Raw genomic sequence first — 13,318 nt, 5'->3', positions numbered from 1 at the left:
TGTGATTTTCTCCGCCTTGAAAGTGCTTTTCTCAAGTGTGGAAATCAGACAATGGCGGCTGAGCTCAACGGAACCGGCGGTACCTTCGGCAGCCATGGCGGGCCGATCGATGTTTTCTATATGCCCGAAGGCAGCAAGCGACACCCGACGGTTTCTCATGGCAAGGGTGCCTGGATCTGGGATACCAAGGGACGGCAGTATCTGGATTCTTGCTGCGGACCAGTGGCAACCAATCTCGGCCACGGAAACGAGCGCGTCATCACCGCCATGACCGATCAGGCGCAAAAAATCTGTTTTGCCAGCAGACAGCATTTCGAGAACCAGCCCAACATTGATCTCGCAGATCTGGTCGCCGGACAAGCAGGGTCGGGCTTTGAAAGAGTCTTCGTCTGTTCAGGGGGGTCTGAGGCGAACGAAGCCGCTATCAAGCTGGCAAGACAATATGCCATCACTCAGGGCGAAACCGCGCGCTGCAAGATATTGGGGCGCGACCCCGGCTATCACGGATCCACTCTCGGCGCCGCGGCGATCAGCGGAGACCCGGCTTCCGAAGCCGTATTCTCCGGTTTGATGAAGGTGATGCCAAAAGTCCCGGCGCCCTTCAATTACCGGCTGCCGGACAATCATGATATCGACAGTTACGCCCGGCATGCGGCCGCCATGCTGGAGGCGGTTATCCTTGAGGAAGGCCCGGAGACTGTACTGGCTTTCATCATGGAACCGGTCGGCGGCCTCGCCACGGGAGCATTGGTGGCGCCCAATCATTACTACAAAGCCGTGCGTGATATCTGCAGCAAACATGGCGTGCTGCTGATCTATGACGAGGTGATGTGCGGCGCTGGACGCACCGGGACTTTCCTTTGTGCGGAGCACTGGCCCGAGGCAAAGCCCGACATGATCACCCAGGCCAAGGGTATCGCCGCCGGCTACACCCCACTCGGCCTGGTGCTGGCACCGGCAACCATGGTGGATGCCGTCACCCGTTCGGACGGATTCATGCATGGCCATACCTATGTCGCCAATCCTCTGAGCTGCGCTGTCGGCCACGCCGTGGTGAGCGAGCTTATCGACAATGATCTGATGGCAAATGCCACAAAGATGGGCAACCGCCTGCGGGCTGGATTGCGCGATCTGGAAACACGCAGCGGCATTCTTGGCGATGTGCGTGGCCTCGGCTTGCTAAATGCTATCGAGATCGTTCGGGACAAGGAAACCAAGGAGATCCTGCCCGCGACGATTAAGGCCGTCTATCGCTTGATCGAGATCGGTATGGAGCACGGCCTGCTGCTTTATTCACGGCGAACAGCGAACGGCAAATACGGCGAATGGCTTATGGTCACCCCTCCCCTCACCGTCACCGAAGAAGAGATCGACGAGATCGTTGTCCGCCTGGGTAAGACCCTTGCCGCCTTCGAAAAAGAGCTGGATTAGTCCTTTTCAGCGGGATGTTTCCCGCCTAGGCTTCACGTATTCCAAGGGGTGCCCTTACGGGCTGAGAGGCATTGCGCCGACCCTTCGAACCTGATCCGGGTTATGCCGGCGTAGGGATGGAAACGCGTTACCGCTCTCGAAGCCATACGCACCCCATTTATCCTGAAGCCTCCCCGGATCTCTGTGCAACCGACTGCAAGGGATCCATCTTATGAACAAGCACACGCCCATCGCCGCCGTCACCACGGGGCCGTTACCGGCCTCGCGAAAGATCTATGTGCCAGGCAGCATTCATCCTGATATCCGCGTGCCCATGCGCGAAATCGCCGTGCACCCGTCCGCCGGAGAACCGCCGGTGACGGTCTATGACCCCTCCGGCCCCTATACCGACGCCGACGCCCAAATCGATATCGAGGCTGGGCTGCCCACCCTGCGCCGGGACTGGATCATCGCCCGAGGCGATGTCGAGACCTATCAGGGCCGCGTGGTGAAGCCGGAAGACAACGGCAATGTCGGCGACGCCAATCTGGTGACAGAATTCGGCGCGATCCGGCCACCGCTGCGCGCAAAGCCCGGCAAGCGACCAACACAGCTTGCCTATGCGAGGGCCGGTATCGTGACCGCGGAAATGGAATTCGTCGCCATCCGCGAGAACCAGCTCCGTGAAGAGCTGAAACAGACCGCGCGGGACGGCGAGGATTTTGGTGCGTCTATTCCTGATGTGGTGACGCCCGAATTCGTGCGCGACGAGATAGCACGGGGCCGGGCCATCATCCCGGCCAACATCAACCATCCGGAAACCGAGCCGATGGCCATCGGGCGGAACTTCCTGGTCAAGGTGAATGCCAATATCGGCAATTCCGCCGTTACCTCCTCCGTCGCGGACGAGATCGACAAGATGGTCTGGGCTATCCGCTGGGGCGCCGACACGGTGATGGATCTCTCCACCGGCCGGAACATCCACAATATCCGCGAATGGATCATCCGGAACTCACCGGTACCGATCGGCACCGTGCCGCTCTATCAGGCACTGGAGAAAGTCGACGGCGTTCCGGAAGCGCTGACCTGGGAAGTTTATCGCGACACTCTGATCGAGCAGTGCGAACAGGGTGTCGACTATTTCACCATCCATGCCGGTGTCCGTCTGCCCTTCATTCCACTCACCGTGGACCGGGTAACCGGCATCGTCAGCCGGGGCGGCTCGATCATGGCGAAATGGTGCCTGGCCCATCACAAGGAGAGCTTCCTCTACGAGAATTTCGAGGAAATCTGCGAGATCATGGCCGCCTACGACGTTTCCTTCTCCCTCGGAGACGGGCTGCGGCCAGGCTCAATCGCGGACGCCAACGACAAGGCACAGTTCGCAGAACTGGAGACGCTGGGACAGCTCACCAAGATCGCCTGGAAGCATGACGTACAGGTGATGATCGAGGGTCCGGGCCATGTGCCAATGCACAAGATCAAGGAGAACATGGACAAGCAATTGGAGGTCTGTGATGAGGCCCCGTTCTATACGCTTGGCCCGCTGACCACGGATATCGCGCCCGGTTACGATCACATCACCAGCGGCATCGGTGCGGCCATGATCGGCTGGTTCGGCTGCGCCATGCTTTGCTACGTTACGCCAAAGGAGCATCTCGGTCTGCCGGACCGGGACGACGTTAAAACGGGTGTGATCACGTACCGTATCGCCGCCCATGCGGCGGATCTGGCGAAAGGTCATCCAGGAGCGCAACGACGGGATGATGCGCTGTCACGGGCGCGCTTCGATTTCCGCTGGGAGGATCAGTTCAATCTGTCGCTCGATCCGGAGACGGCCCGCGGTTTCCATGACCAGACACTACCGAAGGAAGCGCACAAGACGGTGCATTTTTGCTCCATGTGCGGCCCGAAATTCTGCTCGATGCGGATTTCACACGAGCTGAAAGACGAAGCAAAACAAGGCATGAAAACCATGGCTGAGCTTTTCAGGGACAAAGGCAGCGAGATCTATCAGGCGCCGGACGTCAAGGCCGGATAAACAGAACCGGGCCCCGGCAAGACCGGGGCTCGGCTCTAACCGGTTACATCGCCCGGACTTTATCCAGAAACCGGTCAACTTGCTCGTTCAATCCGCCAGCCTGCTCCGACAGTGATCGCGCGTAGCTCAGCACATTCGCGGTCGAGGTTCCGCTTTCCTCGGTTGCCTGGGAGACACCGCTGATATTCACGGAAACCTCCTGCGTGGCCGCTGATTGTTCCTCAACGGCGCTGGAGATTGACGTGCCAATCTCGTCAACCTTGGAAATGATTTTGGCAATGTCGCCAATTGATTCGGCGGTTGTGTTCGTGGAGTCCTGGATCTCCTTGATCTGCTGGGCGATTTCATCTGTTGCCTTGCCCGTTTGAGTTGCCAGACTCTTCACCTCGGAGGCCACGACAGCAAAGCCCTTGCCAGCTTCACCCGCCCGTGCGGCCTCAATGGTAGCATTGAGCGCCAGCAAGTTCGTCTGTTCCGCAATGTCGGCGATGATTTTGGTAACTTCACCAACCTTCTGAGCGGCGGCAAGCAAATCATTCACCATCTTTTCCGATTTACCGGCCGCTTCGACAGCGCTGCCAACAGCATTGGTGGATTCCGAGATCTGGCGTGCGATCTCGCTAACAGAAGCAGAGAGTTCTTCCGTCGCCGAGGAAACTGTTGCGGTCTGCTGGTTTGTCTGCTCCGAATTGGCCGCCAGCGACTGCGCGGTCGCTTCCATGTCTGCCGCAGATGCAGAGACAGATTCAACTGCACGCTTTACGCCTTCCTCGAAGGCCTCGGCCAGTTCAACATTCTGTTGTTTTCGGCCGGTGATGTCGGTGGCGAACTTGACGACTTTAATCGGACGCCCATCGGGATCAAAAACAGGATTATATGAGGCCTCGATCCACACTTCATTACCGTCTTTTCCGAACCTTCTATACTGCCCGGCCTGAAATTCACCGGCTGCAAGTTTTGCCCAAAAATCTCGGTATTCCGGAGAATCCTGCACCCCTTTCTCGACAAACATGCTGTGATGCCTGCCTATAATTTCCTCAAGCTTATAACCCAATGTCGTCAGAAAATTCTGGTTCGCTGTCAGAATCGTCCCATCAAGCTGAAACTCGATTACCGCCTGAGACCGATCAATGGCTGCAACCTTGCCCACAAAGTCCGCATGTTCCATCATCTTACTGGTGATGTCCGTTGCGTACTTGACGACTTTGTAAGGTATACCCCGCCCGTTCAGCAGCGGATTGTAGGACGCTTCGATCCAGATTTCCTTTCCGCCCTTGCCGAACCGCTTATACTGCGCCTGCTGAAACTCACCCTGACCGAGCTTTTGCCAAAACTCTCTGTATGCTGGAGCGTCGCTTTCATCCGGATCGACAAAAATACTATGGTGCTTGCCGACGATATCTTTGAGTTCGTAGCCCATCGCCTTCAAAAAATTCTGGTTGGCGGTGATGATCGTGCCATCCAGCTTGAATTCGATCGATGCCTGCGACTTGTCTAGGGCGGCCAACTTAGCTGAAGCATCGCCACCAAAAGCCATTATCGACATTTTTGTTCCCCAGCTTAAAAGACTAAAATTCTACGTAACATGCATGCAAAACATGAATAAATTAATAACCCGGCACGCATAATAGAAGCGGCTTCCATTTTCAACCCAATGTGCACATTCAGTCTGCAGCCCCGGCCTGGAAATCACTTGATAATCTGGCATATCGTCTTGCAGGCAGCACAGTGCGCAACATCGCAAGGTCGGCTATTCCGGGCATAACACAAGCTGACGAGTTAACCAGCTTCCCTGATTGTGTTTGCCTTGCCTTGTGTTTATATGAAGCGCGCATTTCCTGCCGCTGACACCTGCAGGCTTCCCGCACTTCGGAAACCGACCGCCAATCAACAGGCGGGGAACCCATGGCACGACGCAGAAAAATTTACGAAGGCAAGGCAAAGGACCTTTATGAAGGCCCAGAGCCCGGTACCCTGATCCAGTATTTCAAAGATGACGCCACCGCTTTCAATGCAGAAAAGCAGGGAACCATCACCGGTAAAGGCGTGCTGAACAACCGCATCAGCGAATATCTGATGACGCGGCTGACCGAGATCGGCATCCCGACGCATTTCATGCGCCGCCTGAACATGCGCGAGCAGCTTGTCCGGGAAGTCGAGATCATTCCGGTCGAAGTGGTAGTCCGTAATGTTGCCGCAGGTTCTATAGCCAAGCGGTTTGGGCTAGAAGAAGGTACACCGCTGCCGCGCTCAATCATCGAGTACTTTTACAAATCCGATGAGCTTGGCGATCCGATCATCTCTGAAGAGCACATCACGGCGTTCGGCTGGGCGACGCCGCAGGACATTGACGACATCATGGCCCTGTCGCTTCGGGTGAACGATTTCCTTGCCGGTCTCTTCATCGGCGTGGGTTTGCGTCTCGTAGACTTCAAACTCGAATTTGGCCGGTTCTATACCGAAGATACACTACAGATCGTGCTGGCTGATGAAATCAGCCCGGACAATTGCCGGCTTTGGGACGCGGAAACAAACGAGAAGCTGGACAAGGATCGGTTCCGGCAGGATCTCGGCGGTGTTCGCGAGGCCTATCAGGAAGTCGCCCGACGCCTTGGCGTATTGCCCGAAGCAGGCCCGATGGACCTCAAAGGTCCGAAAGCTATCCAGTAACGCCGCAAACCGGCACCGGTGATGAACGAATTGGTGAGAATATGAAAGCCACAGTCCATGTCACGCTGAAAAACGGCGTCCTCGATCCGCAAGGCAAAGCCATCGAACATGCGCTCGGCGCGCTCGATTTCGACGGCGTCAACCAGGTTCGCCAGGGCAAATTCCTCGAGCTGGATCTAAGCGAGACAGACGCGGACAAAGCACGGGCTCTGGTCACCGACATGTGCGAGAAGCTTCTCGCCAATACCGTCATCGAAAATTACTCGGTTGAGATTGAGGACTAACGGCGACGACATGGCCGCCCTCCGCCTTCTCCGTCTCGCCGAGGCACAGCAGCATCTTCAGACCATCGCCGCATGGAATTACTCGGAATGGGGCAAAAGCTCAGGATCGTCCCTGCAGAACAGCATGGAATGGTTCCAGTCGATAATCAGCGCTCCGAGCGAGGAATGCGTGCTCGCCGAGCAGGACGGCGTTGTGATCGGTATGGCATCACTTGTCGATCACGATCTTGATGAGAGACCGGATCTTCTGCACTGGCTCGCCAGTGTTTATGTTCTTCCTGCCTTCAGGAAATCAGGTGTTGCCTCCGCTCTGATCGAGGCCGTCGAGCACGAAGCAGCATTGCGCGGCATTGCCTGCATGTATCTCTATACGAATACTGCCGAGCAGCTTTACACCCGTCTCGGATGGGAACTATCAGAGCACTTTCAACGCGGTCCGGAACATTTCGCAATCATGCGGAAGGACCCGCGCGGCTAGGCGAGCGCATAGTGGTTCTTGCCATTCTTTTTGGCCTCGTACATGGCTTTGTCGGCACGCTTGATGAGCGATTCGGACGTATCCGAGGCGCCGTTAAAAAAGGCGATACCGATGCTGGCCCCGATATTCGTGCCACCTTCCTCGAAGCTGAATTCATCGGAAAAGCTGCTCAGCAAGCGTTCGGCCAATGGCACCACAACATCCCGAAAACCAAGTCCAGTAAGAAGAATGAGAAATTCGTCACCTCCGATCCTGGATACGGTGTCCACCTCGCGGAAACATCCAAGCATCCGTTGCGCGACTTCCTTCAGGACCTGATCACCGGCATCGTGTCCGTACGTATCGTTGACGGGTTTGAACCCGTCCAAGTCGACGTAAAAGACCGCCAAAAGAGTCTGGCTGCGCTGGGCCTGCGCCATGGCCTGATGCAATCGATCATGACAGAGCCTCAGCGTCGGCAATCCGGTCAGACTATCGTGATTGGCAAGCTCCGCCATTTTCCGCTCTGACTCAGCGAGGCGCGTCGCCAAATTCTCCAGTTCGGCTGTCTGCCGTGCCATCCGTTCTTCACGATCACGCAGCTCAAGAACCTGAATTTCCAGCTCTTCTCGGCTCCGGATCTGGCTTGCTTCGAGTTCCATCCGGTCAGTGATTTCATAAACCCACCCTAAAATGCACTCCTCACCGTGGTATGAGAACGGACGACATGAAGCCAGCACCCAGAAATGGCATCCGTCTTCTCTGACAAGCTCCACTTCTTCATTCTCAACCGCGCCGCCTTCCGATATTCGGTTCATCATCCGGTCGCGCAGACCCGGATCAGCATAGTGTTTTCCTGCTTGGGATTCCCGGATCGCTGCTTCGGACAAGCCCAGCATCTCCCGCATCCTTCTGTTGCTGTACCGGCGCTGTCCGTCCTGGCCGACGATGTTCACACCGATCGGGCTATCATCAAGGATTTGATGAATGTGACGCTCCTCATCGAGAACAGCCTCTTCGGAGCGATTAAGTTCAGAAACATCCCTGAAAGTAACAAGATAGCCTGACTGCTGAAGCGGTAAACCGCGTATCTCGCAAACAATATCACCCACCGCGATTCGCTGACATTCGACCGCGACGCCATTGGCTGAGGCTCCGACAATTGACGCGGACCAGCCGGTATCGCTGAGGCCCGAACGATCAAGCGTATCAAAGAGCGTACCGATTTGCTGACCGATCGGAGAACCGTTCAGCAAAGGCTCGAAAAGCGTCATGAAATGGGAATTTGTGGCACATACTTTGCGCTGTTCATCAAACAGCAGCATACCGTAATCGATGGCAGTCAGAATCGTCTCAACTAAAGCGGTATTGCTCGCGCTATCGACGTCGATTCTTTCCACTGAAATCGCTCCCGCCTTTCCCGACACAGCCGTGAGCGGTTTAGACCGGCTCATCGCTCCATTATTCAGGATTTGCGTCAATCAACCTACTATTAGCGACCTAGGCCGCTATGACGCCTGCGTTGAATTGATCCAGGCGCCCCCCGGCAAGCCCGGAAACCTTCGGCGCGACGGTGTCCCGACTTGCACTTCAGCCCGGCCTCCCGTACTTTCCGCCGCGCCGATCCAGCCCCAAATAAGAGGCCCCAGCGTTGAAATCAGCGATCATCGTCTTCCCAGGCACGAACAGAGAGCGCGACATGGCGATCGCGCTTGAAAAAGCGAGCGGCACGGCGCCGTTCATGGTGTGGCACAAAGACAGCGAAATCCCGGATGTGGACCTGATCGTGGTCCCCGGCGGTTTCTCTTACGGTGACTATCTGCGCGCCGGTGCCATGGCCGCCCACTCTCCCGTGCTGCGAAGCCTGAAGGAAAAGGCGAACAAGGGCACGCCGGTGATGGGCGTGTGCAATGGCTTTCAGGTACTGACCGAAACCGGCCTGCTGCCGGGCGTCCTGATGCGCAATGCGGGCCTCAAGTTCATCTGCCGCAATGTCGGCATGAAGGTCGAGACCAGCCAGTCTCTCTTCACTGGTGGCTACGAGGACGGACAGGTCCTGTCGATTCCGGTCGCCCACAATGACGGCAATTACTTCGCCGACAGTGAAACGCTGGACCGGATCGAGCAGAACGGTCAGGTCGCGTTCCGCTATGTCGACGACGACGGTGCTATGACCGAGGCCGGAAACCCCAATGGTTCCGCCCGCAACATCGCCGGCGTCTTCAACAAGGAAAAGACGGTGCTCGGCTTTATGCCGCACCCTGAAAACGCAATCGACAGCGCGGTCGGCGGCACCGACGGACGCGGTCTCTTCGACGGACTGGTGAGGGCCCTCTCGTGAGCATTTCCAATACGGCAATCACCCCGGAAATCGTCGCTGAACACGGCCTTTCCGAAGACGAATATGCGAGCATCCTGAAAATCCTCGGCCGCGAGCCGAACATGACGGAACTCGGCGTTTTCTCGGCCATGTATTCCGAGCATTGCTCCTACAAAAGCTCGAAAAAATGGTTGAAAACGCTTCCGACCGAAGCGCCGCATGTCATCCAGGGTCCAGGAGAGAATGCCGGCGTGATCGATATCGGCGACGGCGAGGCCGCGGTCTTCAAAATCGAGAGCCACAATCACCCGAGCTTCATCGAGCCCTACCAAGGCGCAGCGACCGGTGTCGGCGGCATCATGCGCGACGTCTTCACAATGGGCGCGCGCCCTATCGCCAACCTCAATGCACTCCGCTTCGGCAGCCCGGATCATCCGAAGACCCGCCATCTGGTCGGCGGCGTTGTCTCCGGCATCGGCGGCTACGGCAACTGCATGGGCATTCCGACAGTTGCCGGCGAAGTGAACTTCCACCCGGCCTATAACGGCAACATTCTGGTGAACGCGATGACCGTTGGTCTCGCGTCCGCTGACCGGATCTTCTATTCCGCCGCCGCAGGCGCCGGGAACCCGGTGATCTATGTCGGCGCCAAGACCGGTCGCGACGGTATTCATGGCGCGACCATGTCTTCGGCCGAGTTCAACGAGGATTCCGAGGAGAAACGCCCGACCGTACAGGTTGGCGATCCATTCACCGAAAAACTGCTGCTCGAAGCCTGCCTGGAGCTGATGGCGACCGACACCATCATCGCCATCCAGGATATGGGCGCGGCCGGCCTCACCTCCTCCGCTGTGGAGATGGCAGGCAAGGGCGGCCTTGGCATCGAGATGGATCTGGCCAAGGTTCCGGCCCGCGAAGAGAAGATGACGCCTTACGAGCTGATGCTCTCCGAAAGCCAGGAACGGATGCTGATCATCCTGAAACCGGGTGCGGAGGCGGAAGCCGAGGCGCGTGCGATTTTCGACAAGTGGGAGCTGGATTTCGCCGTCATCGGCAAGCTCACGACCACCGGCAATCTGGTTCTGAAACTGGGCGAGGAGACCGTCGGAGACATTCCGATAGCGCCGATGGTTGCCGAATCCCCCGAATATGATCGTCCGTGGGAAGAAACCCCGGCATCCCCGGTGCTGGACGCGGCCTCCGTGCCCCCGCCCGCGAGCCTCACCGGCGCGCTGAAAGAGCTGATCGGCAGCCCGGACCTTTGCAGCCGGCGCTGGATCTGGGAGCAGTATGACCATCTGATCATGGGCGACACCGCAATCCGTCCGGGCGGTGATGCGGCCCTGGTGCGCGTGCGCGACAGCAAGAAGGGCATCGCGGTCTGCGTCGACTGCACGCCCCGCTATGTAAAAGCCGCACCGGAGACCGGCGGCGCGCAGGCGGTTGCCGAGACCTGGCGCAACATCACCGCGACCGGCGCCAAGCCGCTTGCCGTGACCAACAACATGAATTTCGGCAATCCGACCAAGCCGCACATCATGGGCCAGTTCGTCGGTGCGATTAACGGCATGAAGGCAGCCTGTCTCGCCCTCGACTACCCGGTCGTCTCCGGCAACGTCTCGCTCTACAACGAGACAGAGGGCGCAGCAATCCTGCCCACCCCGGTCATTGGCGGCGTGGGCGTCATCGCGGATATCGAAAAGCGTGCGACTGTCGCCTTCAAGGCGGCGGATGAAGCCGTTATCGTGATCGGCGAGACCACGGGCTGGCTCGGCCAGTCGGTCTATCTCCGGGAAGTCGAAGGCCGCGAGGAAGGCGCTCCACCGCCGGTCGATCTCGCGTTGGAAAAAAAGAACGGCGATTTCATCCGCGATCTGATCGAAACCGGCAAGGTGACGGCCTGCCACGATGTGGCCGACGGCGGTCTTGCCATAGCACTCGCGGAAATGGCGCTCGGCGCCAAGGGACTCGGTGCGGATGTCGCACCGGCTGGCGATTTGCCCGCCCACGCCTGGGCGTTCGGCGAGGATCAGGCGCGCTATGTCGTCACCGCCGGTAATGCGGACGAAATCCTGAAAGCCGCCGCGGATGCCGGGGTTCCGGCCACCGTGATCGGCAGGACGACCGACAGCGGCGAATTGAAACTCGGCACCGGTGACTCCATATCCGTCTCAATGCTACGGTCACAGTTCGAGGATTGGCTGCCGGATTACATGGCCGCATCCTGAGACGGTAAGACAAGAAACCCAAACGGGCAAAAAGGATAAGAACGCATGGCAATGGAAGCCGGAGAGATCGAACGCCTCATCAAGGAGACGTTTCCCGATGCCCAGGTCACGATTGAAGATCTGCGTGGGGACGGCGATCACTATGCCTGTCACGTTCTGTCTACAGCCTTTGAAGGCAAGACCCGCATCCAGCAGCATCAAATGGTCTATGCGGCCCTCCAGGGCCGGATGGGCAACGAGTTGCACGCTCTTGCCCTGCAGACCGGCACGCCAGCCTGATCATACAGAATTTGTTCCCTACTAACCCGACGGCACACGGACCCATGAAAGGACCACGCCATGCTTGACGAAAATACCCGCCAGAGAATCCAGGACGAAATCGGCGATACCGACGTTGTTCTCTTCATGAAGGGTACACCAGTCTTCCCGCAATGCGGCTTCTCCGCTGCCGTTGTCGGTGTGCTCAGCCATGTCGGCGTGAAATTCAAGGGCATCAACGTCCTTGAAGATCCGGCCGTGCGCGAAGGCATCAAGGAATTCTCCAACTGGCCGACCATCCCGCAGCTCTACGTGAAGAACGAGTTTGTCGGCGGCTGCGACATCATCCGCGAGATGTATGAAACAGGCGAGCTGATCGAAATGTTCAACACCAAGGGCGTCGACGTGCAGATTGGTGCCGAAGCGTAAGCGACTTCCCTATTTATCTGTCATTCCCGCGCACGCGGGAACCCAGATGAACACGGGGTGGAGTTCCGTGTCCCCTAGGTCCCTGCTTGCGCAGGGATGACGATCAAGGGACGGATATCTAGCAGATGAAAAAGGCCGGCTTCTCGTCGGCCTTTTTCTATGCCTGCTTGACGCGCCTCGGACGAAACAGCCGCCCGTCAATCGCAAGCAACCCCACTGCGATCAGTCCCATACCGGCGACATGACTCGGCGCAAGAGACTCACCAAGGAACGTCACCCCAAGCAGGATGGCGCTGACCGGCACCAAAAGTGTCACCAGCAGCAGGTTCATCGCCCCCGCCCGCTTCAGCAACTCGAAGTAAAGAATATAGGCGAAGGCTGTGCACAGCAGGGCCAGACCGATAAGAGCCGCGATGGTTGTCCCGCTTGGCATCGGTAGCTCCCATGGCCGGTCTACGAGGATAACGGCGGGTATCATGAGAATGCTGGATGCGGTCACCTGACCCGCCGCGGTTTGCGCGGGTTTAACACCCATCGCCTTGAAACGCCGACCAAAAACGCCGCCAAAAGCGTAACTAAGCGCTGCCCCTAAAAGAGCAAGCTGGCCAATGAGCGTGCCGGAGAATCCTTCTGACAAGTCATTCCCAATCATCAGCGCAACGCCTCCAACCCCAAATACCACACCGAACACACGCAAGGGCGTAATCCGTTCATCGTCAGTCAGGAAATGCGCTACCAGAACACCGAAAATCGGCGTGGCGGCGAGGAAGATTGACGCAAGGCCACTGGCGATCTGGGTCTGGCCGAAGACAATCAGAGAGAACGGAACCGCATTGTTCAGAAACCCCATGAACAGAAACGCCCGCAGGACTTTCCAGTCCGTCGGCATGCGCAAACCAAAGAGCGGCAGAGCAATCTGCATTGCGATGGCCGCCAGCCCCACCCGGACCAGCACCATGGTCAGCGGCGGCACCTCGTGGATTGCCAGCTCGACGAAGAAAAACGACCCGCCCCAAACAGCGGAGAGCAGTATGAGGATGCCCCATTCCATCGGTCCCATTGTGAGATTGACCTTGGCGTTCATGTCCGCTCCTGACCTCATCTACTCAATCTGACTTCAATCGTCCCGGTCACTCTAAGCGACGCAAAAAGAGGCGCCGCCGCAAAACAGGATCAGAACTGGCAAATAGCACATGCCGGCCGGAACGCTTCTCCGTTTCT

At 57.8% G+C, this 13,318-nt stretch carries 12 protein-coding genes and 1 riboswitch; of the genes, 9 read left to right on the top strand and 3 right to left on the bottom strand.

Annotated elements, in window-relative coordinates; translation table 11 throughout:
* Positions 1–51: 51 nt before the first annotated feature.
* Together ABJ076_RS14625 and thiC are read left to right on the top strand one after the other, a co-directional pair.
* A complete protein-coding gene (locus tag ABJ076_RS14625) occupies positions 52–1,431 on the top strand; it encodes an aminotransferase class III-fold pyridoxal phosphate-dependent enzyme (RefSeq protein WP_348184598.1) in 1,380 nt (459 codons plus the stop codon).
* 34 nt (positions 1,432–1,465) lie between these two features.
* Positions 1,466–1,565, top strand: a riboswitch (TPP riboswitch).
* 77 nt (positions 1,566–1,642) lie between these two features.
* Positions 1,643–3,451 carry a phosphomethylpyrimidine synthase ThiC gene (thiC, locus tag ABJ076_RS14620; RefSeq protein ID WP_348184596.1) on the top strand — a complete coding sequence of 603 codons (1,809 nt, stop codon included), beginning with the start codon at positions 1,643–1,645 and terminating at the stop codon, positions 3,449–3,451.
* 43 nt (positions 3,452–3,494) lie between these two features.
* Here the strand turns inward: thiC and ABJ076_RS14615 are convergent, their stop codons facing one another.
* Positions 3,495–4,988, bottom strand: coding sequence for a PAS domain-containing methyl-accepting chemotaxis protein (locus ABJ076_RS14615; protein ID WP_348202612.1), 1,494 nt, complete (start codon positions 4,986–4,988; stop codon positions 3,495–3,497).
* A 368-nt stretch (positions 4,989–5,356) separates the two neighbouring features.
* On the opposite strand from ABJ076_RS14615, the gene purC reads away from it, so the two are divergent.
* The 3 genes from purC to ABJ076_RS14600 are packed head-to-tail and all read left to right on the top strand — an operon-like array spanning position 5,357 to position 6,883.
* Positions 5,357–6,121 (top strand): phosphoribosylaminoimidazolesuccinocarboxamide synthase, encoded by a 765-nt coding sequence (gene purC / locus ABJ076_RS14610; RefSeq protein WP_348184592.1) that lies wholly within the window; start codon positions 5,357–5,359, stop codon positions 6,119–6,121.
* Positions 6,122–6,162: 41 nt separating this feature from the next.
* Complete coding sequence (gene purS, locus ABJ076_RS14605; protein WP_348184590.1) at positions 6,163–6,405, top strand: phosphoribosylformylglycinamidine synthase subunit PurS; 243 nt, start codon at positions 6,163–6,165, stop codon at positions 6,403–6,405.
* Positions 6,406–6,415: 10 nt separating this feature from the next.
* Complete coding sequence (locus ABJ076_RS14600; protein ID WP_348184588.1) at positions 6,416–6,883, top strand: GNAT family N-acetyltransferase; 468 nt, start codon at positions 6,416–6,418, stop codon at positions 6,881–6,883.
* Here ABJ076_RS14600 and ABJ076_RS14595 read toward each other — a convergent pair.
* On the bottom strand, positions 6,880–8,262 hold the full coding sequence (locus tag ABJ076_RS14595; RefSeq protein WP_348184586.1) for a sensor domain-containing diguanylate cyclase: 1,383 nt from the start codon (positions 8,260–8,262) through the stop codon (positions 6,880–6,882). The genes ABJ076_RS14600 and ABJ076_RS14595 overlap by 4 nt on opposite strands.
* 251 nt (positions 8,263–8,513) lie before the next feature.
* Between ABJ076_RS14595 and purQ the strand changes: the two genes are divergently transcribed.
* The 4 genes from purQ to grxD are packed head-to-tail and all read left to right on the top strand — an operon-like array spanning position 8,514 to position 12,097.
* Positions 8,514–9,203: a phosphoribosylformylglycinamidine synthase subunit PurQ gene (gene purQ / locus ABJ076_RS14590; RefSeq protein ID WP_348184584.1), complete on the top strand. Its 690-nt coding sequence runs from the start codon at positions 8,514–8,516 to the stop codon at positions 9,201–9,203.
* Positions 9,200–11,410 carry a phosphoribosylformylglycinamidine synthase subunit PurL gene (gene purL, locus ABJ076_RS14585; protein WP_348184582.1) on the top strand — a complete coding sequence of 737 codons (2,211 nt, stop codon included), beginning with the start codon at positions 9,200–9,202 and terminating at the stop codon, positions 11,408–11,410. Before purQ ends, purL begins: the two co-directional genes overlap by 4 nt.
* A gap of 45 nt (positions 11,411–11,455) precedes the next feature.
* Positions 11,456–11,689, top strand: a complete 234-nt coding sequence (locus tag ABJ076_RS14580) for a BolA family transcriptional regulator (protein ID WP_028465332.1) — start codon at positions 11,456–11,458, stop codon at positions 11,687–11,689.
* A gap of 60 nt (positions 11,690–11,749) precedes the next feature.
* On the top strand, positions 11,750–12,097 hold the full coding sequence (gene grxD, locus ABJ076_RS14575; RefSeq protein WP_348184580.1) for a Grx4 family monothiol glutaredoxin: 348 nt from the start codon (positions 11,750–11,752) through the stop codon (positions 12,095–12,097).
* A 157-nt stretch (positions 12,098–12,254) separates the two neighbouring features.
* Here the strand turns inward: grxD and ABJ076_RS14570 are convergent, their stop codons facing one another.
* A complete protein-coding gene (locus tag ABJ076_RS14570; protein WP_348184578.1) occupies positions 12,255–13,181 on the bottom strand; it encodes an EamA family transporter in 927 nt (308 codons plus the stop codon).
* Between the last annotated feature and the right edge of the window lie 137 nt (positions 13,182–13,318).

It is taken from the genome of Nisaea sp. (genome assembly GCF_039990255.1).
Classification (GTDB): domain Bacteria; phylum Pseudomonadota; class Alphaproteobacteria; order Thalassobaculales; family Thalassobaculaceae; genus Nisaea.
The sequence above is the reverse complement of the archived record's forward strand: the minus strand, read 5'-3'. Positions and strand labels throughout refer to the sequence as shown.

Bases quoted from the DNA above. Each gene is read 5' to 3' on its own strand.
- ABJ076_RS14625 (WP_348184598.1), top strand. From the start codon at position 52: ATGGCGGCTGAGCTCAACGGAACCGGCGGTACCTTCGGCAGCCATGGC.
- thiC (WP_348184596.1), top strand. From the start codon at position 1,643: ATGAACAAGCACACGCCCATCGCCGCCGTCACCACGGGGCCGTTACCG.
- ABJ076_RS14615 (WP_348202612.1), bottom strand. From the start codon at position 4,988: ATGGCTTTTGGTGGCGATGCTTCAGCTAAGTTGGCCGCCCTAGACAAG.
- purC (WP_348184592.1), top strand. From the start codon at position 5,357: ATGGCACGACGCAGAAAAATTTACGAAGGCAAGGCAAAGGACCTTTAT.
- purS (WP_348184590.1), top strand. From the start codon at position 6,163: ATGAAAGCCACAGTCCATGTCACGCTGAAAAACGGCGTCCTCGATCCG.
- ABJ076_RS14600 (WP_348184588.1), top strand. From the start codon at position 6,416: ATGGCCGCCCTCCGCCTTCTCCGTCTCGCCGAGGCACAGCAGCATCTT.
- ABJ076_RS14580 (WP_028465332.1), top strand. From the start codon at position 11,456: ATGGCAATGGAAGCCGGAGAGATCGAACGCCTCATCAAGGAGACGTTT.
- grxD (WP_348184580.1), top strand. From the start codon at position 11,750: ATGCTTGACGAAAATACCCGCCAGAGAATCCAGGACGAAATCGGCGAT.
- ABJ076_RS14570 (WP_348184578.1), bottom strand. From the start codon at position 13,181: ATGAACGCCAAGGTCAATCTCACAATGGGACCGATGGAATGGGGCATC.